At 62.0% G+C, this 21,822-nt stretch carries 22 protein-coding genes; 11 read left to right on the top strand and 11 right to left on the bottom strand.

What is annotated here, in order from left to right; translation table 11 throughout:
- Positions 1-248: 248 nt before the first annotated feature.
- The 9 genes from N800_RS00535 to N800_RS00495 form a co-directional block, all read right to left on the bottom strand.
- The gene (locus N800_RS00535) at positions 249-1,652 is read right to left on the bottom strand and encodes a hypothetical protein (protein ID WP_198032432.1); all 1,404 of its coding nucleotides are present in this window, start codon (positions 1,650-1,652) and stop codon (positions 249-251) included.
- Between the two features lie 112 nt (positions 1,653-1,764).
- Positions 1,765-3,081: an O-antigen ligase family protein gene (locus tag N800_RS00530; protein WP_036133503.1), complete on the bottom strand. Its 1,317-nt coding sequence runs from the start codon at positions 3,079-3,081 to the stop codon at positions 1,765-1,767.
- A 70-nt stretch (positions 3,082-3,151) separates the two neighbouring features.
- The gene (locus tag N800_RS00525; protein ID WP_036133501.1) at positions 3,152-4,315 is read right to left on the bottom strand and encodes a glycosyltransferase; all 1,164 of its coding nucleotides are present in this window, start codon (positions 4,313-4,315) and stop codon (positions 3,152-3,154) included.
- On the bottom strand, positions 4,308-5,678 hold the full coding sequence (locus tag N800_RS00520) for a glycosyltransferase (protein ID WP_036133498.1): 1,371 nt from the start codon (positions 5,676-5,678) through the stop codon (positions 4,308-4,310). Before N800_RS00520 ends, N800_RS00525 begins: the two co-directional genes overlap by 8 nt.
- A gap of 2 nt (positions 5,679-5,680) precedes the next feature.
- Positions 5,681-6,817 (bottom strand): glycosyltransferase family 2 protein, encoded by a 1,137-nt coding sequence (locus N800_RS00515; RefSeq protein ID WP_036133496.1) that lies wholly within the window; start codon positions 6,815-6,817, stop codon positions 5,681-5,683.
- Between the two features lie 13 nt (positions 6,818-6,830).
- Complete coding sequence (locus N800_RS00510; protein WP_198032431.1) at positions 6,831-8,099, bottom strand: porin family protein; 1,269 nt, start codon at positions 8,097-8,099, stop codon at positions 6,831-6,833.
- A gap of 67 nt (positions 8,100-8,166) precedes the next feature.
- Positions 8,167-8,916, bottom strand: coding sequence for a P-loop NTPase family protein (locus tag N800_RS00505; protein WP_036133490.1), 750 nt, complete (start codon positions 8,914-8,916; stop codon positions 8,167-8,169).
- Entirely contained in the window at positions 8,913-10,403 is a 1,491-nt protein-coding gene (locus N800_RS00500) for a hypothetical protein (RefSeq protein ID WP_156962811.1), read from the bottom strand. Before N800_RS00500 ends, N800_RS00505 begins: the two co-directional genes overlap by 4 nt.
- A gap of 98 nt (positions 10,404-10,501) precedes the next feature.
- On the bottom strand, positions 10,502-11,116 hold the full coding sequence (locus N800_RS00495) for an XrtA/PEP-CTERM system exopolysaccharide export protein (RefSeq protein WP_156962810.1): 615 nt from the start codon (positions 11,114-11,116) through the stop codon (positions 10,502-10,504).
- A 326-nt stretch (positions 11,117-11,442) separates the two neighbouring features.
- Here N800_RS00495 and galE point away from each other — a divergent pair, with 326 nt between their 5' ends.
- The 10 genes from galE to N800_RS00445 all read left to right on the top strand — a co-directional run bounded on the left by galE (position 11,443) and on the right by N800_RS00445 (position 19,149).
- On the top strand, positions 11,443-12,531 hold the full coding sequence (gene galE / locus N800_RS00490; RefSeq protein ID WP_084087027.1) for a UDP-glucose 4-epimerase GalE: 1,089 nt from the start codon (positions 11,443-11,445) through the stop codon (positions 12,529-12,531).
- Between the two features lie 549 nt (positions 12,532-13,080).
- A complete protein-coding gene (locus N800_RS00485; protein ID WP_036133484.1) occupies positions 13,081-13,536 on the top strand; it encodes a hypothetical protein in 456 nt (151 codons plus the stop codon).
- Positions 13,533-13,712 (top strand): hypothetical protein, encoded by a 180-nt coding sequence (locus N800_RS15770; protein ID WP_156962808.1) that lies wholly within the window; start codon positions 13,533-13,535, stop codon positions 13,710-13,712. The genes N800_RS00485 and N800_RS15770 overlap by 4 nt, the downstream gene beginning before the upstream one ends.
- 333 nt (positions 13,713-14,045) lie before the next feature.
- Positions 14,046-15,242: a replication initiation factor domain-containing protein gene (locus N800_RS00475; protein ID WP_052107763.1), complete on the top strand. Its 1,197-nt coding sequence runs from the start codon at positions 14,046-14,048 to the stop codon at positions 15,240-15,242.
- Positions 15,232-15,525, top strand: coding sequence for a single-stranded DNA-binding protein (locus N800_RS00470; RefSeq protein WP_036133479.1), 294 nt, complete (start codon positions 15,232-15,234; stop codon positions 15,523-15,525). The genes N800_RS00475 and N800_RS00470 overlap by 11 nt, the downstream gene beginning before the upstream one ends.
- Before the next feature lie 3 nt (positions 15,526-15,528).
- Complete coding sequence (locus N800_RS00465; RefSeq protein WP_036133477.1) at positions 15,529-15,726, top strand: hypothetical protein; 198 nt, start codon at positions 15,529-15,531, stop codon at positions 15,724-15,726.
- A gap of 4 nt (positions 15,727-15,730) precedes the next feature.
- Complete coding sequence (locus tag N800_RS00460; protein WP_036133474.1) at positions 15,731-15,922, top strand: hypothetical protein; 192 nt, start codon at positions 15,731-15,733, stop codon at positions 15,920-15,922.
- Positions 15,923-16,069: 147 nt separating this feature from the next.
- The gene (locus N800_RS00455; RefSeq protein ID WP_084086992.1) at positions 16,070-17,611 is read left to right on the top strand and encodes a hypothetical protein; all 1,542 of its coding nucleotides are present in this window, start codon (positions 16,070-16,072) and stop codon (positions 17,609-17,611) included.
- Between the two features lie 3 nt (positions 17,612-17,614).
- Positions 17,615-17,908 (top strand): DUF2523 family protein, encoded by a 294-nt coding sequence (locus N800_RS00450; protein WP_052107762.1) that lies wholly within the window; start codon positions 17,615-17,617, stop codon positions 17,906-17,908.
- Positions 17,905-19,149 (top strand): zonular occludens toxin domain-containing protein, encoded by a 1,245-nt coding sequence (locus N800_RS00445; RefSeq protein WP_052107761.1) that lies wholly within the window; start codon positions 17,905-17,907, stop codon positions 19,147-19,149. Before N800_RS00450 ends, N800_RS00445 begins: the two co-directional genes overlap by 4 nt.
- Before the next feature lie 51 nt (positions 19,150-19,200).
- On the opposite strand, the gene N800_RS00440 is transcribed toward N800_RS00445, so the two are convergent.
- Together N800_RS00440 and N800_RS00435 are read right to left on the bottom strand one after the other, a co-directional pair.
- Positions 19,201-19,440, bottom strand: a complete 240-nt coding sequence (locus N800_RS00440; protein WP_036133467.1) for a hypothetical protein — start codon at positions 19,438-19,440, stop codon at positions 19,201-19,203.
- 298 nt (positions 19,441-19,738) lie between these two features.
- Complete coding sequence (locus N800_RS00435) at positions 19,739-20,647, bottom strand: LysR family transcriptional regulator (protein WP_036133464.1); 909 nt, start codon at positions 20,645-20,647, stop codon at positions 19,739-19,741.
- 186 nt (positions 20,648-20,833) lie between these two features.
- Here N800_RS00435 and N800_RS00430 point away from each other — a divergent pair, with 186 nt between their 5' ends.
- Complete coding sequence (locus N800_RS00430; protein ID WP_036133461.1) at positions 20,834-21,487, top strand: hydrolase; 654 nt, start codon at positions 20,834-20,836, stop codon at positions 21,485-21,487.
- Positions 21,488-21,822: the final 335 nt, after the last annotated feature.

The raw sequence follows: 21,822 nt of genomic DNA, 5'->3' as shown, positions 1-21,822 counted from the left end.
ATAGGGATAGGGGGGGTAGTTGTGCGCTAGGGCACACTTTGTCGCGCCCTCACAAGTCAGAAGTTGACGAGGCACGACACACAAGGCTAGGCGACTGACGCGCACCGCAAGGTTCAGTCAGTGTTCCGAGAAATGAAGCCCCACCATTGAGCTTTCAGGCGCGATTGCGCTGGAAAAGCCAGGTTTTCGCGGCGGTGATGACTACCGGCCAGGGGGCGCCGGCAGGGGAACGGCCTGCTGGCCGCCGATCACTTCATGCACGGGATCGCGCCGGCCTTGCCCAGCGCCGGGCTTCCGGGGAGGGGCCGGGCATCGAAGGACGCCAACGACATGTCGCGCAATTTGGGATTTGCGTCACATTTTGTGCCACGAGGGCATCCCGCGACCGTCCAGCCCATGTTGTCGGCATAACGGATGACGGCGCTCGACTTGCCCGCGGAAAAGGCGGACATCTGCTCCGGGCGCAGGTAGTGAGGAAAACCAATCACCACGTTGCCCTGGATCCGGACGTCGTCGGTGCCGCCCTGTCCCTCGCTATGACCAATCTGCGCGCCCCCCTCACCGGCCAGCGTGTTGTTACGGACCAGCACGCGATCCCCTCCCGTCAACACCAGTTGCAGCGTGCTGCCATCCGATCGACACAGATCACCTTCGGTCATATTGAACTTGCCGCGGAAGTAGGTGCAGTGCCCCACCAGGATCGAATCCTCCAGCAAGGCATTGCCCCTGACTTTGACCTGGTTGCCCGCGTTGGCCACGGCACGAATGCGCCTCAAGACCACGTTGGTTCCGTCGGCACCATCCATGTAACGCAGATCCAGGCCGTCGGAGGTGTTGTGATGAACGTCAACATCTTCAATCAACCATTGCCCACCCGTGTCGGTCGTGCCCAGTCCGTCGCCATAACCGCCGGTCTGTTGCGCCCAACACGCCCATGGCTTTCCGGTCTGCACCCGCTCTCCGCATCCGTTCCAGGCGATTTCGAGATGGCGCAAGACGATCCGACCTCGGTTGGAGCCGCGTTCACCAACGTTGCCATCCCATCCAGACGTGCCGTTTCCGATGATCCTGACACGCTCAACCGTCCAGTTCTCAAGCCCCCCGGCATTCACCCCACGCGCTGCCATCCCATGGATGTTCAGGTCATGCAGCCATACATGCGCGGAAGCGCGGGCATACAGGCCCACGCGGGCCCATGGCATGCCATCGGAACACCGGGCCGCTGCCACGGCATGGCGATAGACGCAGTCACTGTCGTCGGTAATCTCCAGATGGGCCACCTCGACGTTCGAGCTCCCGTCCAGGTTCACCACGCGGTGGATGCCATTGGTACCAACCAGCTTCGGCGCTTGTCCCGATTGCCCGAGGATGCGGGTCGGCACCGCCCGGGAGGGGCCGCTCGGAATGGCCTGCATCTCACGTCCGATCTTGTAGACACCAGCGGCGATCCGCAGGGTATCCCCCGGCGAAATCCGCGCGCTCCCAGAACGGGGCAGTGCAACTTCAGGGCTGCTCCATGCACACGTCAACCGCTGCCCTCGTCCCGGATAGCCGGTATTGGCGCGACCATCGCACTGATCGGCATTGCCGCCATCAGTGCGCACGTAAAAGGTTGTGCCTTGGGTCACTTCCGCACTGACCGGGGGGCTCAAGGGCGCGACTGCGGGCCTTACGCACCAAGGCCCGCTTTGGGTCGAGGCCGCGGTGCTGGCCCCTGCAAGCAACAGCGCCAATGCAGATCGTCTTGCCACTTCGCGGGACGCGTCAGCGCAAGGCATTCTTTGGCCTCGCGAGGCCGGGCAGGGCGCGCGAAGCCAGCGGGAAACGCTGCCCCATCGGTGCCGGCGGGTGCGCCGGCATCGTCGCCGTGGCAACGGCCAGCGCCGAGCTCAACTTGAGTGCGCCATAACGTTCCATCAAGCCGCAGAGTATCCAGAAGTTGGCCATCACCACGCTGTCAAAAAACGGACTGCCGTACAGGTTGCCGAGCGCCATGGCCACCACCGCCAGTGTGAACCCACGCTCGAGGGTTCCCGTACCAGGTCTGGCGGCCGCCGGCGAACGGCGGAGCCAGCGGCTCAAACGCCATAGCCGCCAGAAGACCCACAGGAGTGCAAAGAGACCCAGCGGTCCCAGTTCGGCCAACGTGAGCAGAAAACCATTGTGCGCATCCTTTCCCGAGTACGTGGTGTAGTTGCCGATTTTCTCGGAGAACCGCCCCAAGCCAACACCCGCCGGGTGGTCGCGCAACATATCGACCGCGCCGCTCCAGATGGTGAAGCGACTGGCGGTACTCACGTCCAGCGTCACGGCGCCACTTGCGTCGACTTGCTGAGTGTCCTGCACACGGTCGACGACACTGCTGGGGAGGAAAATGATGGCGGATGCCGCCAGCACCGTGGCCGCCAGCAGGGCCACGGGTATGCTGCGCCAGACAAGCAGGATCATGACGACAAACATTCCGATCAGGTAGGACTGGCGCGAGTAGGTGAACAATATGGCCATCGCCAGTACCAGACTTCCAGCAATAGCCAGGGCGCGAACATTGCGGCGCTGCCCGGCCTCAAGGGCAATCGCCACCAGCATGGGCAGGAACATCGCGAAGAAAACGCCAGCGCGGTTGGCCATCTTGATCTGACCGAATGGCCCAGTCGCGCGTTGCGTTTCCGAAAACTCCATGAGGTTGAAGCTTCTTGCCTGGAAGACGGCTTCCAAGCCGGCCAATACCGCCACAACCAGCGCAACGATGATCAATTGACGCGTTGCCTTCAGATCCAATCCCGACCGCAGGTACGCCAAATACAGAAGCGGGAACAACACGGCCACCTTGGCCTCCCGAAGATCCTTTTCCGCACCGGACAGGTCGTGCCAATGGGCCGCCAGGAAGCCCACCAACATCGCAATGAACAATGCGACAAGTGGCGCCCACATCAGTGATTGCCGGTCGATCGACGCGCTATCCCTCCGGCCAAAAAGCAACGCGACGAGGAGCGCGGCCAGCGAAACCCCGACGCTGGCGTCCGACGGCAGGTGTGCCGTGTTGGGGAGCAGCACGATAGGGATGGCGTAGAGGAAGCGCATTGACGCACCACGCTAGTGAGGTTGTGCAACAGTGGCCACGAGACAGGGACGAATTTCCGCCGGTTGTCGATCAGCCAGAGTGCCCCATGCGGATCGGCATGCGACCGGCAGGCTGGTTTCCCTCCGCGAGGCATCGTCGATACACATCGGCAGTAGCAGCGGCCAATGCGCTGCGACTGTGCCGTGTCACGACGTTGCCCAGCGCCTTGCACGCCAACTTGCACCGGACGCGTGGATCCTCCATGCGACGCATGGCATGGGCGAGCGCCTGGGCATCGTCATCGGGGAACAGGAATCCGCTTGACTCGTGATCGATCAGCTCGATGTTGCCGCCGACGGCCGACGCAATCACCGGGCAACCGGCCGCCATGGCCTCGAGCAATGCATTGGATTGGCCTTCGAAATGCGACGGCAGCACCAGGTAATCCACGACCTGCATCAAATCGCTGACGTCGTCTCGTGCGCCAACGAAATGAACGTCAGACTCGACGCCTAGGTTACGTGCCAAGCCCTGGATTGATGGTATTGCAGGCCCTTCGCCAACAAGCAATGTCAGGGGGCGGCTATCGGATGGAATCAGCGACAGCGCCTTGACCAGGCAGGGAAGGTTCTTCACGTCTACCATGCGACCGACGAAAAGCGCCGTCAGCTTCCCGTCCTGGATACACAACGACTGCCGAAGGTCCGCTTGGTGATCCCGGGCAAGCGGCTCGGGCACCTCAACGGCATTGGCAATGGTCGTGAACTTGTCCTCATCTACGCCGGTTCGCTGGGCTGTAGAGCGCGCTCCCACTTCTGAATTCGCGATCACCGCCGAACTGCGTGAAAGCGCCAACCGCTTGACGAGCCAGAACCACGCAGGACGATCGGCGCGCGCGGCACTTCTTTCGGATGCGACGACGGGACACCGCAGGCCGCAAAGCCATTTGACCACCAAGGTCCACACTTCCGCTGTCAGCGAGTAGGCATGGACCACGGCGTAGTTCCGGCCACGAAGCAGCCGGGCCAACGACAGCACGAACCTCAGGTCAACGCGGCCGCGCTTCGGGAGGAAGTGCACCGGAATGCCAGTCTTGCGCACCAACTCCGCAAGGAACGAATCCGTACGGAAGAAAGCCAGTTCCGGATCCCATTGTGTCCGGTCCAGGCCCTCGATCAGCTGATGAATCTGACGCTGGCTTCCGCCCACTTCCATGCTGTCGATCACCAGGAGGACGCGACGTCTTTCAGCCATGGCACGCCTCCCTGAAGTGCGCCAACAGCCGTCCGGCCTCAATCTGCACGTTGAAATCCTGCTCCACCTTCGACCGACCGGCTCGGGCAAAGGCGTCCTGGCGCTCGGCATCGGCCAACAGGGCGCCGATGGCCTGTGCAAGCTGGCCAGCATCTCCCTTCTCGACCAATCGCCCGGAGACGCCGTCCTCCACCAACTCCGGAATACCCGAGACCCGGGTACTGATGACGGGAAGACCGCTTGCCATGGCCTCCATGAGCACGTTGGGAATTCCGTCGGACTGGCCATTGGGCGCCACTACGCAGGGCAGCACCATTAGCGTCGCGTCGGTCATGTGCCGCGCGACCTCGGCCTGAAGCATCGCCCCCGGAAGGTCGACAACGCCCTCAAGTCCCAGTGAAGAGCGCAAGGCCTCGAGCCTGGCCCGCTCCGGTCCCTCGCCAATGATGGTGCAAGAGAAGGTCTCGCCCCGTGCATTGAGTTCCGCAAGCGCGGACAGCAAGACGTCGAACCCCTTCATTGGCACGAGCCTGCCTACCGACAGCAGCTTCCCCGGCATGCGTCCGCTTCGGGAAAACGGAAATTCTTTCAGATTGAGCGAGGAGTGCACGACCCGGATGGGTTTCGCCCTCGTTGCCGGCACCCACTTGGACATGAACCTGACGTTGTGTTCCGTGATGGTCACGGCCAGGGCGGCCGCATCCAGCTTGCGTGCCATCATGTGGTCATCTATGAAGATGTCGTGAGCCCGACTGGTAAAGCTGAACGGCCTCCCCAAGGCCCGCGACAACAGCCAGGCCACCGTAGCGGGGTAGGTTGCCCACGTGGCATGGATCAGCTCCGGCTCGTAGCGCCTGATGTCATCCATGCGTCCAAGCGCGCGGAAGCCGGCCACGAGACTCTTCGCAAAGATCACCGGACGGCGCCAGAGCTCCCGCACCAGTGTCACCAGGAATGACGTCATCACGCCAGGTTGCCGTAGAACGGCCACGAGGGCGGCGACAATGGAGTGCAACAGGCCAATCGGGTACAAGGCCCTGTCCAGCAGCTTGCTAGCCTGATCCTGGACAATCGTCTCCTTGCTTGCCTTCAACGACAAGACACGCACATCGATGCCCTGTTCGATCAGCGCGCCGATCTCGCGCACTATGAATGTCTCGGAAAGACTTGGAAACTGGGACACGACGTAAAGCACGCGCCGTGGCGCGAAGCGTGCGGAGGCTGCCGTGAGGGCAGGGGCGCACTGGTCGACTGCGTCGTTCCCGCATGCGGCCTCCCGGCCGACGCCAACCTCGGGATCGCCAAGGCTGGCGCCTCTGCTGGACTGATCCGCCGGTGCATCCATTGGAAAGATCGTCTGCATGGCTATCGAACCGGTGTCCAGGTCACGATGCGCTCTCCCCGAAGAAATCGAAACAGGCTGACGGCTGACGCTAGGTTTGTCAGCAGGAAATAGTAGGGCTGCGCCAGCACGCCAGACTTCGCGAACACCCTCACCGAGACGAAGCCGAGCAGACCGGCTGCCAACACCGCCAGTTGCAGGGACAACAACCAGACGTAGCGTCCCTCGGCGGCCAGCGCCAGGTTGGCAAGCAGCGCCATGCCCCAGATAACCGGAGACAGATAGCGCAACAGTTTGTGTGACCACAACTGCCAGGCGAACATTCCAAAGCGCAATGGGTTCAGGAACCGCCTTTGCATGGAAAGCGCGCACAGGCTTCGGAGCCCGACGCGAACCCGCATGGCCAGCTCCTGATCGGGTCGCTCCAGCGTTGCTTCATAGCACAGCGCCGTTGGTTCAAGGACGGTGCGAAGCCCTTGCTCCCTGACCACCATGGCGATGACGAAGTCACTGATTAGACCAGGGTCAATGGCGCGATACGCATGGCGACGCACCGCATAAAGGCACCCGGACACACCGATCAACGACCCTACGGCACTTTCCGCCGCGCGCAGGATCGACTCGTAGTTCCAGTATGACGTGCCACCGCGGGCCGTCACGTCGCCCCCCATTGGCGTGTACACCAGGCGGCCGGCAACGCAACCGACGGAAGAGTCGCTGAAACTCCCAGCCAACGCACGCAGTGCGCTTGGATCCAAGTCCGTGGTGGCGTCGGTAAACACCAGAATGTCCCCGGATGCTGCCGCTGCCGCCGCGTTCTGACAGGCCGTCTTTCCCTTCCGCCCCTCAACTCGAAGCAGCTTGATCAACGGATGCGCCATGGCGATGACAACGTCATCCGTCCCGTCATCCGATGCGTCGGAGGCGACGATTACCTCCACAAGGTTTGCCCGATAGTCGGACTGCAGAACGTTCCTGATCTTTCTCTCGATGGATGGGCGCTCGTTGTACGCGGTGACAATGACTGACACCGTCGGGGAGAACGGGTGCTTGCGAATCGGCCGTGGCCTGACCGCGGCCAAGGTGAGCATCAACAGCGGGTAGCCGAAGTAAATGTACGCCAGCAACAGCACCATGGTGCACAGGAGCAGTAGCGCCATCCCATCACCTCCGTCAGCGCTTCCACCAGACCGTCATCTGCGCGACGTGCTCGACGTAATATGGGTCGTCAAGATTTGAGTCGCGCTTGTTCCGGATCAACTCAGCACGCCATCCCCAATGCCGCGTCACCTGGTAGTCCACCCCAAGGCGGTAAATGTGGTCGATGTCGCGCTGGTCACGCGTGGAGAAATCACGCACCCGAACCAATCCATCCACAAACGTGTTCAATCGCGGGCGCAGCAGGTAGCCCATCTGAAACGCCATGCTGCGCTCGGTCCTGCTGGAGTCATCGCGGCTGAGATAGTCCAGGTTGCGATCCCGTGGCCTGACGCGGAAACTGAAGCGCTCGCCCCGATAGCGGTAGTCCAGCTCAACATCACGCTGTCGGTAGACGCTGCCGCTGACCTGCGATGAGCCTGGATCGGCAAGATCGGCAACGAGCGCTTCCTCCGGGTCGCTGAGGCGCAGGATAAGATCCTGGACTTCGTCCGCGAACTGACGTCGCGCACGCAGGCGGAGCCGGCTGGACGTGTTGGGCTGCCACTCGACGGTCAGCCTGGCGATGGTCGTATTGGCATCGCTTGCAAGGTCGCGATCAACACGCGCGCCCCCCAGATCGACAACGTAACTTACGTTCCGCTGGCGACCCTCATAGCGCAAGAACGCATCCCTGCGTACGTAGTCCACGACAATGTTCGGGTCTGTCTCATCAAAATCCGCCTTCGTCGCCGTCACGTGAAGCGACGCCTCCGCGGACGCGCCAAACGTTTGACCCAGTATCGCCGAGGCGCTATAGCGCCTGCTGTCAAACCCTGGCGTCACCTCGGCGTAGGTGTCCGCGCCGCGCAGATCCATCTGGAAACGCGTCGCTTCGCCAAACCTCGCGAACATGCTGGGCCCGGCGATGAACACGTTGACCTGTTGCAGGTTGCCGGGATAGCGACCGTCGCGAATGTTGATTGGCTGTTCGCTCAGGTAGTCTTCCGCGACCAGACTCAAGCGTCGTGGCAGCACCGACCAATTGATCCTGCCCGCGAACGCGCTTCGGGTTTCATCATCGAAATTGTCGTTGCCATAATGACGGCGCTCAATCTCTCCCCTTGCCTTGACGTCAACGGATGCCCCTTCCTCGACGAAGTCGAACTTCAGCCTCGGAATAAACACGTTTTCCTTGGCCTCGTTGTCCTCACTCTGGTTGATGTTGTCGCTCTTGAGCGCGGTCATCTCCAGTTGGTAGTCAAGACGTCCGGCATGTGCGCCACAGGCGATTGCCGACGCCATGATCGCGAGGTATATCCGCGAACGACGGACCCGCGGCGGTCGGGCGCCGGCTCGCGACTTGTCGTGATCAGGCGTTCTCATTGAAAACCACGCCCGCGAATTTTCGTGGGTCGAAGTTGCCAGCCGCGATGGCGATGTCTGCTGCGGTATTCCGCCCGTAGCCTGCAACGAGAATGACGACATCGGCCAGATCAGCCAGCATTCTGGCATCCGGCGACCCGAGGGCTGGCGGCCCGTCCAGGAAGATGTAGCGGTCGGCAAAGCTGCTCCGGAGCGAGTCCATCAGTAACCGCATCCGAAACGACGAGAACTGCTCGCTCGCCAAGTCACCGTACGCGGATCGCCCGGCCGGAATCAGGGTCAGTCTCGGAATCCCAGTTCCATAGAGCATTTCCTCCACTTCGGAATGCTGGTTCTCCAGATAATTCGCCAGCCCGCCGCGGGAGGCATCCACCTTCAGCGACGAGTGCTGGGACGGATGACGGAAGTCGCAGTCGACCAGCAGCGCCGTCTTGGTTGGGTCGAACGTCATCGACAAGGCAAGGTTGCGGGCTACGAAGCTCGCGCCGCTGCCCTTGGTCACAGGAACCACCAGGGTGATGAAGTTCTCGTTGGAAATGGCCAGCAATTGGGTACGCAGGGTTCGGAACGAGTCGACCAGGGGACGATTCGCGCCATCGGCGTACGGAATGATTGATCGCTCGGCCATCTGGCGAGGCGTCAGGCTGGTCGTTTCGCTTTTTCGCACAACATCCCGGCGCTCTGCGTCCCGGGCTGCGCTCACGATGGCGGCTGCCGCAAGGTTCGAGTCATTCATAGCACGCCCACCATCTTCAGCAGCAATGCAAGTCCGTAGACCACTGGCACCACCAGGAACAAGGCCTTGCCCAGTTTCATCCGCCTTGCGCTTGCTTCGAAACCGTCCGGCGTCATGCCCATCGGGATGCTTGCCAGCACTGGCAAGCCGGCATCGCGTTCGATCTGCATAGGAACCCGGACACGCGGGTCGTGCTTGACCAGCAACGAAACGAGCAGCAGCGGCACCAGGACTGCGACGATGATCCCGGCGATGGCGAAGTGCGTCAGCCGAAGCCCGGACGGTAGGAGCGGGGTGGAAGCCGGCTCCTGGATCTGGAACCCGAGACTGCGCCCGTCCGCATCGAGGCTCATCGAGACTCGCGCGTTCTCACGCCGCTTCAGGAGATCCTCGTACATCTCCCGATTGACGTCGTGCGCCCGGGTCAGGGCAGATACTTCACCTTCCGCGCCGATGATCCGGCGGCTACGCCCCAACTCATCGCGCAACAGGGCCTGTGCGCTCGCTACCCGGGACGCAGCCGCAGCCCCCTGGCGCCGCACCTCGGCCAGTTGGGCGCGCAACTGTTCGTAAACCGGATTCATGGTCGGGTTCGTGCCGGGCAGGACGGAGGCACCCGTTACGCGTCCGCTGCGCATCTGCGACTGCAGGTCGCGAATCTGGCTGCGAACGCGGACCACGTCGGGGTGCTGCTCGGTGTAGCTGAGCAACAGCCGGCGTTCCTCTGCCTGCAAGGTCGCGAGTTGTGCATTCGACTGGGTGGCGCGCGATATCGTGGTGACCTGGCTCTCGCGTGAGAGCAGGCTGAGCACCTGCCGTTCCTGGGCGCTCACATCGGCAAGATCCATGCTGGCATTGTCGGCTGCCCTACGCAGTTCGGCGATGCGGGCCGCCACGTCGGCATCCACGCCGGGGAGGGCGTCGGGATTGTCCAGGCGATAGTCATGCAGCTTCTTGTCCGCCTCGCCCAACGCCGCCTGGTACTTCTCGACCTGGGCATCAATGAATTCGTACGCGGAGCGACTGGCCCTGGCCCTCGAGTCAAGCACCTGCTCGATCAAGGCTTCGGAGAACCGCTTGGTCACCCGATGGGCGCGCTCGGCGTCCGAGTCGGCATAGGTGATCTTGACAACGCTCAACTTGGGGTCCGATGACCGCACCTGCGTTCGCTCGGTCACGGTCACTTCGGTGCGCCCCATGACGCTCTTTGTCAGGCGCTCCTTTTCGACGGGGCTCATTGTTTCCAGATTCCAGCCGCCGGCCTTCAGTACCTCGTCCATCACCCGGTGGCCAAACAGCACGTCCCGGGAAATGATGGCCATCGAGGCCTCGTTCGGCGCCGCGGTTCGCCCCTCCATGAGCGGGGTGATCGGTGCGTTGTCCTGGACCAGCACTGTCGCCGATGACTTGTACGTGGGCGGGCTAAGCAAGCCCCAGATGAGGAAGAACAACGCGATAGCAGTGAAAATCGCGGCCAGTGGCAGCACGTAACGCACTACTTCCTTGCGCGCGATCGACAGCAACGTAAGCGTCGGCAGCCTTTCCGACGCTGGGGCAGGCAAGCCGAGTTGCCTGTAAGCGGTATTCACAGCACACGCTCCGGAACCGTGATCACGTCGCCCGGGGCGACCTTGTAGTTGGTTGTGAGGTCACCGGATTCGAGGATGTTGCCCAGCATCACCCCATAGGCGTGATCGCCAGTCCCGGTCTTGCGGTGCAGGCTGGAACGATCCGGCGCGGCGAACTCGGTAACGCCGCCGGCGGCGAGCACCGCGTCCAGCACGGTCATCCCTTGGCGGTATGGAATGGAGACAGGCTGGCGGACAGCGCCGGTAACACGCACCCTGGACAGGTATTCGTGGCTACGCAGCTCGGTGAGGATGACGGTCACCTGGGGCTCGCGCACATACGCGGAAAGCCGTTCCTGCAAGTCCTTCGCGACGTCGTTGGGCGTTCGGCCGCCTGCGACCACATCGCCCACCAGCGGGACCGATATCTTGCCGTCGGGCCGCACAGGCCCGGTGACGCCCAACTCGGGGTTCTTCCAGACCGACACCTGGACAATATCGTCCACACCAATCTGGTAGTCGTCCGGCTGGACGGGGGAGGGGGGCGCCCCCGACATGAGGCTTGGGGCGCTGGCACAACCTGCAAGCACAAGAGACAGGCCGACCGCACAAAGGGCTGACGCGAGGCGCATGGCAATTCTCCGATTGACCCCAACTGAGAAACGCCGGGTAACGGCACACCCGGCCACCCGGCCTCGGTTGGGCCAGATGGCCGCCAGCCGCATCTTCACGCCCGGCCGCCCGTGGTACGCCCCTCCCCAAAACCCTCTTGCAGTGATGGGCAGGCGCACCCCTGGCCCATTTTTACAACGCTGATTTCAGCCGCCCTCGGACAACGTGGCGGCAGGGGCATTCATGCATTCCATTGCCGCGGCCTGGACGAATCCGCCGACCTTTTCCGTTGGTTTGGACGTCCCCCCCTCGACGACCAACGGAACCGGGATCCGTCATGAGCGCGATGCGCATCCTTGTGTGCGGTGGCGCCGGGTACATCGGCAGCCACACCTGCGTGGCCCTGTTGGAGCGGGGACACGACGTTGTAATTGGCGACAATTTCTCCAACAGTTCGCCCAAAGTACTTGCGCGCCTGCAGCGGATTACCGGGGTGCCGGTGGCGTGCGAACGCGTCGACCTGCGCAACAGGCTGGCACTGATCAGGTTGCTGCTCCGGCACCGATTCGATGCCGTGATCCATTTCGCAGCGCTCAAAGCGGTAGGCGATTCCTGCAAGCGGCCGCTGGAGTATTTCCAGAACAACATCAGCGGCACCATCAACCTGCTTCAGGCAATGCAGGCAGCCAACATCCACCGCTTGGTGTTCAGCTCGTCCGCCACGGTCTACGGGGACCCCGAAGCCGTACCGGTCCAGGAGGGCGCTCGCCTGCAGGTCACCAACCCGTACGGACGCACGAAACTGGTCGTGGAGCAGCTGATCGGCGACCTGTGCCATTCGCAGCCATCGTTCCACGTCGCCAACCTCCGGTATTTCAACCCCGTTGGCGCCCATCCATCCGGCCTGATCGGGGAGGACCCGGCCGGCATCCCGAACAACCTCATGCCGTACATCTGCCGGGTAGCCGCAGGCCGTAGCCGCAGGCTCAGCATCTTCGGCGGCGACTATCCAACCCCCGATGGCACGGGCGTCCGCGATTACATCCACGTCACCGATCTGGCACAGGCCCATGTCGATGCGCTGGAATACCTGGCCGACAACGGCCGAAGCCTGACCGTCAATCTGGGGACGGGCCGGGGCGTGAGCGTGCTGGAACTGGTTCGCGCGTTCGAAGACGCCTCTGGCCGAAAGGTGCCGTATGAGATCGTCGAGCGTCGCGCGGGCGATGTTGCTCAGGTTTGGGCGGATCCGTCATTGGCCCGTCGATTGCTGGGCTGGCGGGCACAACTGGACGTCGATGCGATGTGCCGCGACGCGTGGCGCTGGCAGTTCATGAACCCCGACGGGTACAGCGGCCGTGTGGCTGGAACGGGACGCAGGCCGGCACGGGGTTTCGCGCCAACCAACGGCGCAACATCGCCACTGCGTATTTAACATAATAGGCATTGCCGCCTTATCGGCGCCCATCTGGGCCGCTTGAGTGATGCTCGGGACGGCGACCACTACGGCCAGCACGGCCGCCGCCGAAAGCTGCTTGAAAACGGCTGCCCACGCCCTGCGATCATCGGCATCGCGAGATCTTTCCGACTCTACCAAGGCCAGCCATACCGCCGGGTTTTCACCAAGGTCGCGTGCCATTTTGGCGATCACGTGCGGCGCAGCCTGCGAGGTTTCGGCCCGGTAGTTCGCGATCGACGTCCGTCGCACGCCTAGGGCGTCCGCGATCGCTCCCGCCGTGAGAGCCGCACCGGTGCTGCGAGAGCGCCATTCAATCCATTTGTCAAGCAATTTATTCGTCGCGTTCACGGGTCAAGCCTCTTGACAGGTGGGTGTCAAGGGAATTGAATCACGCCCAAGTGTCAAGCGCCTTGACACTGGGCCGCCCTGCCGGGACAGGCCCCGGCGGCGCCACTCGCTCCCTAGTCGGGGCACTGGATTCCCCCGCCGCCGAAGTCCCGGCCAAGCTCAGATGGGGATCTGATCATGACGCAACCGGAGTGGCTGTATCTTTCTCGGACGTTGGAAGCGGGCCTGTTGGCCGCCTTCGTTGTCCTCATGCTCGGGCTGCTGCTGTGCGCGCACCGGGCCTATCACCTTCGCGTTTTGCGTGCCGGTCACGAACACCGCTTGGCCATGATGGCGGCGGGCGCTGTAGCTACGGCACAGCGCGACCGGCGTGCCCGTCTTGAGTCTGCCCCGGATTCGACCGCATTGCGGACAGCCCCCGTTGTGGGGAAGGCTCCAAGGGAGCTAGGGGAGCTATTCCGTTTCGAGTCCTACCGCGACGCCGACGGGTTCTTCGACCCGGCTGGCCTCGACCCGTGCGATGAAGCCGCGTTTTACCACCACGACGACGACGACGACCGCCTCTGTCATTGCTGCGGTGAAACGTTCGACCGGTGCCGTTCTACCTATCGTGGCGATGAGGTGCGGGCATGAGGCCGCTTGCTCGCCTGCTCGGCCTGTGGGATCGGCTGTGGTGCTGCTTTGGCCGCCACGCCTACGGCTACCACCCGGGCCATGACGCCGTGTTCTGCTTCGCCTGTGGCGCTACTGCGCCTTTGCGCGTGTGGGCCGACCTTTACCCGCTGCGTCACCGCGAGGGCAGGGCATGAGCCGCCAACCGTCCCGCTTCTGGCGCTCCTGGCAGCCACCCCGCGTAGAACGCGCTGTGCTGCTGCCTACGGCTCACGAAACCCAACTCGAACTCGACTTCGCAGAAGCGGCCCAAGTGGCCGCTGAGCGCGCTGTGTTGCGCGACGTGACGTGTTCTCACGCACGCCGCCGCCTCGCTGCGGCCCGCCTCGACGCCATGGGGGTTGCGCATGGCTGACGGCGGCAAGCTGAACGGACTCCCCTCGTCTAACAGGGGAGTCACTCGTTCAGGTTCAGATCGCGGGGGCCACTCAGGGGCCGAAAGCTCTGCTCCGCGCTTTGAAGCCTCGCTCTTGGAAAACAGCCGGACGGCGGAAACCCGCACGTGGGCGGGCCTCGACTGGGTCTCCGGCTCCGTCGATCTGTGGGACCTGCTGCGCGAGGTAGGGTGGGGCGGCACTGTCCGGAACATCCTTGGCGACGAACAGCCCCGCATGGGCTTTGACGACCTCGCCGCACACCTTCGCGGCTTTGGGCCTCGCCCCAAGTCCGACGCGGACGCCAATGGCGAATTGGTGGTCGGCAAGCGTGCTCAGTTCATCCCGCCCGATGCCACGTGCCTGGACATTGCGCACCGCGCGTTCTCCTACCTTTTCGCTGATTCCGGCTTGGTGCTTGCCGCCGACGCTGCTGGCGGTGCGTTCTACGCGTTCCGCTGGATGGTCACCAACGTGTGGGGCGAACCTGCTGGGATGATCGAACTCGGCGGCTGCATGGCCGAGCGCAAGGGCGGTCGTCCCTCGCTGCGCTTCGAGTTGACGGGCCTTGGATGCTCAATCGTGGAGCAGCGCGGCAACGCGAGCGCAGACCACGCGGAGCCGTGGTGCGCGCTGTCAGCGAAGCTGACACGCGTTGGTGGGCTGCTCACTCGCGTAGACATTGCCTTCGACGACTTCGACGGCCACCGCAACCTAGCGATGGCGCGTTGCATGTACGAGATCGGCGAATTTGACTACCGCTTCGGCGGCGAACTGCATCGGCCGAAGTACCAGGCATTCGAGAAAAGTCACGGCGGCGGTTCTTCGTTCTACGTCGGTCACAGCAGCAGCGAACGGCAGCTGCGCGTGTACGAGAAGGGCAAGAAGGCGGGTGATCAGGAGTCACCGTGGGTCCGCTGGGAAGTTCAGATGCGCAGCTCCAAGCGTCGCCGGATCGCCTTGGATGTGCTTACGGACCCGATTGCGTACATGCGTGGTGCCTTCGCTGCGCTGGACTTCGTGTCCAGCTGCTTGCAGCGCCTCGCCGTGGCTAACGAAGTGAGCAAGGCCACGCTTAAGAGCGTGCGCCGCCACGTCAAGCGCCAGTACGGCACGACCGTCTATGCATTGATGCAAATGGCTCCGGACCGGGAGTCGTTTTGCGACCTGATTGAAACGTTTGGCCGGGACGGTGTGCCCCGGTGGATGAAAGCCGGGCGTCTTACGTGGGCGGACGTAGCCGGGACTTCGCAATGCCCCGATTCAACAGAGGAAAACGGAAATGGAACGTGACGTGATTGTAGAAGTGGTTCCCGGTGAAGTGAAAACTCGGGGCGGCAACTTCAAGAATGATGACGGCGACGATGTGGCGTGGACCAAGCGCACGCAGGAAGCCCGCTTGCAGTCGAACGGGTTCATTTACCCGTACGACGTTCGGCTTGAGGAAGGCCAGCCGCCGTACCCGCCGGGCCGCTACCGCCTTGCCATCGAGAAGATGCTTCAGGTGAACAAGGGCGCGCACTTCTTCAGTAAGTTCAGCGTTCTCGAAGCGCTGCTCCCCGGCTCCAAGGCGTAACCCATGCGCGTGCTCGTTTGTCTCGACGCTGTGCCTGCTGCGGATGGTTCATGCGCTCAGCAGGCATGGGTCGAGCAGCCGAGTGTCGCCGACCTGCTTCCGACCGTTGCCCAGGCCAACGAAATCGGATGGTTGTTCTTAGGCAGCCTGGCCGTGATCGCATTCGTGAAGCACGGATTCAAACCACCCAGAGAGGATTAACACCATGTTCCAGAAGACCAAGATGGGCCTGCTGGCCCTGTCGCTCGCGATGTTCTCGCCGTTCGCGTTCGCTGCCGGTGAAAGCACCGACATCATCGCGTCGTTCACCGCCTACAAGACCGAAGTGCTGTTGGTCATCGTCGGCTTCGCGGTCGTTCTGTGGGCCAAGCGCGGCGGCAAGCTGCTGAACCCGTAACACCCGGTATTTCTTGCGTCACCACGGGGGCGTACTACGCCCCCATTTTCTCGGAGTGAGGGCCATGAGTTTCGAGCAGCTTCACGGCACGATCTTGTTGGTGTGGTACATGCTGGCCAGTTGCATCGTCTGCACGGGTTGGGACTGATGCGCTGGCTTGCTCGCATCTTCGCCCATGCATTCGCGCGGCGCATTGCGTTCGTCGTCGTGGCGGCTCTGCTCGGGTTTTGTGGCATCGGCCGCGCTGAAGCCGCGTGCACGCCCTCCGGGTTGACGTGGAATTGCGAGTACCGGAGCGAGGCGTATTCCAAGGCGTCGGCGGGCACTCGTGCGGACGGGCAAACCGCGCAGCAAATGTGTCAGTCCTACAACGCCACCTGGTCGTGGACGGCGACGTTTACCAGTTATAGCCTCCAATCAGCGAACGTCGTTCGCGGCGTCTATTCGTGCAAGTCTTCGTCCTATGGTGGTGGAACCGTCAACTACGGCAACCAGTACATCAACGCGCAGTGGAGCGTCGAGTGTCCTGCGGGCTCTAGTTGGAACGATTCGACCAATACTTGCTTTAGCGCGCAGGAGTGTCTCGCTCGCAATGCTGATCTTGGCGCTAACCGGATGCTGCCTAGGCCCTCATTGACAACTGAACGCTGCGTTGCTGGCTGCAAGTTCGCCATGCAGCCCGGTTTTGAGACCGAGACCAATCAGAGCATTTCAGACGGCACTACCAAGACGGTTTATCGCGGCGTCATGGAGTACACCGGCGATCCGTGTGGCGCTGTGCCGATTGATCCCAATTGGGATACGCCAGAAAAGAACAATGACATTCCGAAGCAGGAATGCCAGCAGGTCGGCACCTTCACCATGTGTAAGAAGCCTGACGGCCAGCACTGTGCCAGCGCGAGCAATGGCCGGCAGTTCTGCTGGAAGCCGGGTGAGACCGGCGAAAAAACGGATGGTCCGGTCATGCAGAAAAAGAACGCCGGCCCGACCGAGATCCCGCCAAGTCTTAGTTTGCCAAACGGCGACACGCTGCAAAAACAGGGCGATTCGGTCAAGACCACGACGACGACCAATAACTCAACAACGACGACCACCACGACCAATTACACCACGGTGAACGGCACTAACGCCGGGCCTACCAATCAGGGTGAGAGTTCATCCGGTGATGGCTCTGGGCAGGAAGGTGGTCAGGAAAACGGCTTGGCTGGTGGCGTTTCTTGCGATGCCCCGCCTGTCGCTACCGGCGACCCTATTTTGGGCTCTATCGCGCTTCAGACGTGGAAAACCCGGTGCCAGGGCGAGGCGCACAAGTCGAGTGGGGCAGGGGACTGTGAGGCGCTTTTTCAGTGCTCCGGTGATGAAATCCTGTGTTCGCTCGCTATGGAGAAACGGAAGGAACGTTGCGACTATGAGCAACGTTTTACTGCCGACAATCAGGCGCTTGCAGATATTGCCGCGCAGCCTGACGGCACTGAGGGCCTGAATTTGAGCGACATACACTTGAGCGTGGATCGCGGTCAAATTAACGAAAATCTGCTTGGTGCTTCGTCGGGGCAGTGCGATTTGACGTTCACGCTTGCCGGCCAATCTATCGATTTTCCGCCAGAGTTCTGGACGGTCATGGCCATGATCAAAATGCTGATCGTCGCTATGGCTTACATGTGGATTGCTCGCCAACTCGGGGCCTAAGTCATGCCATTCGCGCCACTCTTGGCGGCCCTCGCGCCGTGGATTACACGCTTTCTCCTTGCCAAGTCCGCGTTTATTTTTGCCGGCTTCCTCGGCCGTCTTGGCCTTGTGATCGCGACCAATGAATTTGCCATTCAACCTTTGGTCGATAGTGCAATTACTGCTTGGTCGATGATCCCGAATCAGTATCTTTGTTGGTTCGGCGCGTTTGGCGTGACCAAGGCCCTTTCCATCATGCTTTCCGCATCGACGCTGATCGGTGCCAAGAAAGTCTTTTTCGCTAAGGCTCCCGCATGAGTGCCATCGGCAAAACCTCCTCCATTACGCTGATCACGGCGGTGCCTGGCAGCGGGAAAACGCTGCGTGGTGTCTGGTACGCGGATAAGGCCGTCAAGGCCGGCGAGCTCGTTTTCGCCTCTAACGTCAACGGCTTGAACATTCCCGGGGTGGTCGATTTTCCCGATCCCACCAAGTGGGAAGAATTGCCGGCCGGTGCGGTCCTGATCGTTGACGAAGGCCAGAAGTTCTGGCGCGCAGGTAGTTACGAGTTGGAAACCGATGAAGCTACCGGCAAGGCGGTCAAGGTCGTGCCCCGCAATATTCAGGCGATGGAAACCATTCGCCATCAGGGCATTCGCCTCATTGTCATTACGCAGCACCCGGCGTTGCTGCATCTCAATCTGCGTGCGCTCGTTGGTATGCACGAGCATCTGGTGCGCGAGGGCGGAAAGCAGTCCTGCAAGGTCTATCGGCGGACCGGCGCGGTCATTGACAACGTGCGCAGCCATACCGCTTTAGAACGTGAGGACAGCGAGACGTGGGTGTATCCAAAAGAGGTTTTCGACCTTTACAAGTCCGCTGAGGTCCACACGGTTGAGCGGAAGGTGAAAAGCCAGTTCAAGCGCGCCGTCGCGATGCTGGGTGTTGCGGCGCTTCTGTTCGGCTTCGTCGGCTGGCGGATCTATGATCGATTAGGCACAGCACAAGCTGGCGAAGCGCAGGCGAGCGCCACGGCGCGAGCCGTGGAAGCGCCGAGCGCAGCCAGCGCACAAGCGGACAACAAGGGTGATGCGCCGGTTATCACGACGGCTGAAGGCTACATTGCGCGATACACGCCGCTGATCGACGGCGCGCCCTGGACAATGCCGGCCCTTGTCAACCGTGAGCCGCTTGCGGAGCCCATGGTTGCCTGTATGTCGTCTGCCGCCGGCTTGGACGCGAACGGTGAGTTTCGAGACGCCTCGTGTCGATGCCTTACCGAACAGGGCACGCTCAACATTACGTCCGAGCAGAATTGTCGCTCTATGGCGCGCAATGGCCCGGTCTACAACCCGTTCAAGAGTCCAACGCAACATCAGGTTCAAGGCGAGGTCGGTGGCATGCGCTACGGTGTAATTGGAGAGCGTCCGGGGGGTGGGGGCAGCGCCCCCACGGCTATGGCCGGAACGGCCGTTTCTTCTGGTGTAGCGATCAGCGCGGGGCAGGTGAACGGTTACGGCGGTTTCGGGGCTGGCACGTCATCTTCCGCCCCCCGGTGACCGCCTTTACTGCAGTAAACCAACAGGGCCCCTGCAGGGGCTCTTGTCGTATCACCCGGCGAGCTTCCCGCGCTGCCGGATCTCGTCGAGCTCGACGACGACCACGCGGACCATCTGCCGCGGCTTCATCGCCTCGCGCCGGGATCTGAGCCCGGCCAGTCGGAGCTCCTGGGCATCGCGCCACAGCAGGCCTTCCAGCCGTTCGCGGGTCAGGTGTTGCCGGTCTGGACTGACAAGGAAGCCGCCTCGCAGCTTCCAGCCGTGCCAATCCTCGGTGAAGTCGTATTGCATCTGGATCCCCCCGGATCATTGAAAAGCCCCGGACTTTGCCGGGGCTTTGAGCTCGAAAGCTACGCGATAAAGTCGCCTTGAATCAGTAGCTTAGAGCGGGTACGCGCGAGGATCGCGCCAGGTCTCGCAGCCACCGCCACAAGAACATAATAGGCATTATGCGAAGTTATGGAATACCAGCCTAGTACCCCAATCGGCAAGTTCTGCCGGAACCGCTCCCGCTGCACTCAACTTTCGCGCGACCGCGTATTGCCGAGGCAACTCGTTGGTGCCGTCTCCATTGACGGAGGCTGGCAACCTACTGCCTGTGCCTTCCACCGATGTCCGGGTCAAGTTCACGAACCAGGTAGTCAATGAAAACTCTCGTCCTTTGCGGAAGTTCCCGCGTCGAGCAGAAGAGCGCATTCACTGAGATTGATGGAGCCTGCCAGTCCGGCAGGATGTGCACCAGGCGCTTTGCCTCGATGCCTTCTCGAACGATGAACTCGGGAAGCAACGCAACCCCTACCCCGGCCTCAGCTGCCTGCGCGAGCACGTCTCCATTGTTCGCACACAAGGGACCAGACAGCACGACCCTCTGCGTGATGTCGTCTTTGCGCAGTTGCAATGTTGTCCCACCTTGGAGATAGCTGTAATTCAGGAAAGGCCTGCTCTCAAGATCCTTTGGAGTCGAAATCGCCCCCATCCTCCCAAGGAAGGCAGACGAGGCCACAAGAACCCGGGGAGCCGGCATGATCATCCGGGCAGCCATCGATGAGTCGGTGAGATTTGCCACACGAATCGTCACGTCAAGTCCGTCCCGGACGGGATCAACCAGTTGGTCGGCGAGCACCAACTGAAGCTCAATATCTGGATATTGCTCGTGAAACTTGGGCAGCAACGGCCCAAGCACTCTCACTCCAAATGACATTGGGGCATTGACGCGCACCAGACCGCGCGGGCTCATCGCGCCTTCCTGAAGCCTCTGTTCGGCGTCATCGAGTGCATCAAGAACTGATCGCGCAGACTCAAAGTAGTCGGCGCCCAGAGATGTAAGGTGCAGCTTCCGAGTCGTCCGCATTAGCAACTGTGCTCCAAGCCGACTTTCCAAGGCCTGGATCTGCTTGCTTACTTTTGCACGAGGTACTTGCAACCTCCGAGCCGCAGCGGATAACCCTTCAAGCTCGACTGCCAGCACGAATGCGCGCATGCATTCAATCTGATCCACGCTGCCCTCCCCTCGTCTTGGCCGGCACCACGTTACAGTTAACATAAAAATTACAGCGGACACCCGTTGGACTGTCTCCCTTCTGGAGACAGTCAATCTCTTCGTTTTGGCTATGCCCCGTTTTGCAAGGTGGTTACGTTACCCATCACCAACTGCACCCTGCTGGTGCCCAGACGGAGACGACCCATGGCCAAGGCTACCCCAACCCCCGGCAAGACCCTGCTGAGCCCCAAGGACCACACCCTGATCCTGATTGATCACCAGTCGCAGATGGCCTTCGCGACCAAGTCGATCGACCCGGTGTTGCTTCGCAACAATACGGCGCTGGTCGCCAAGTCCGCGGCCGGCTTCGGTGTCTCCACCATCCTCACGACCGTCGCCGAAAAGGGCTTCTCAGGCCCTATCTTCGACGAAATCACGGCAGCGTTCCCGAGCGAACAGAAGATCGACCGAACCACCATGAACACCTGGGAAGACGGCCGCATCACCGACAAGGTCAACCAGATTGGCAAGTCGCGTATCGTCTTCGCCGGCCTGTGGACCAGCGTGTGCATCGTCGGCCCGGCATTGTCGGCACTGGACCAGGGCTTCGAGGTCTATGTGATTGCTGACGCGTGCGGTGACGTCAGCGACGAGGCCCATGAGCGCGCCATGGAGCGCATGATCCAGGCGGGTGCGCGGCCGATGACCAGCTTGCAGTACCTGCTTGAGCTGCAGCGCGACTGGGCACGCGGCGATACCTACGAGTTGACCACCGGCATAGCCAAGGTCAACGGCGGCGGCTACGGTCTGGGCCTCGTATACGCCAAGAGCATGTTCGGCGCGTCCGAAGGCCACTGAGTCCGACAGCGGCGTCTGGCTCGCGGCCCGGACGCTTGCTCCCCGCTGGCACGCTGCGGTAGCGCCATTACGGTGTGAACTTCGGTGCATTGCAGCCAAAGCAATTACGAGAGCATGATCGTGCTTGACCCAATTGACAGGCACTCCGCTCACCCCGACGCCATCATGCAGGGCGAAGCTGTGTCGACGGTAGCGCTTGTGGCCGTTGCGCTGCCGGGTGCTGGACCATTGTTGGTGGATGCCTCGCTATCGGCACGGCGCCCGCCCCTCAACTCCTGATATTCGTCGAGGCGGCCTCCATGACTTACCCGCCACACGATCCTTCCCGACGCCGG

The organism is Lysobacter daejeonensis GH1-9, assembly GCF_000768355.1.
GTDB lineage: Bacteria > Pseudomonadota > Gammaproteobacteria > Xanthomonadales > Xanthomonadaceae > Aerolutibacter > Aerolutibacter daejeonensis.
This window is presented reverse-complemented; position numbering and strand designations above follow the sequence as displayed.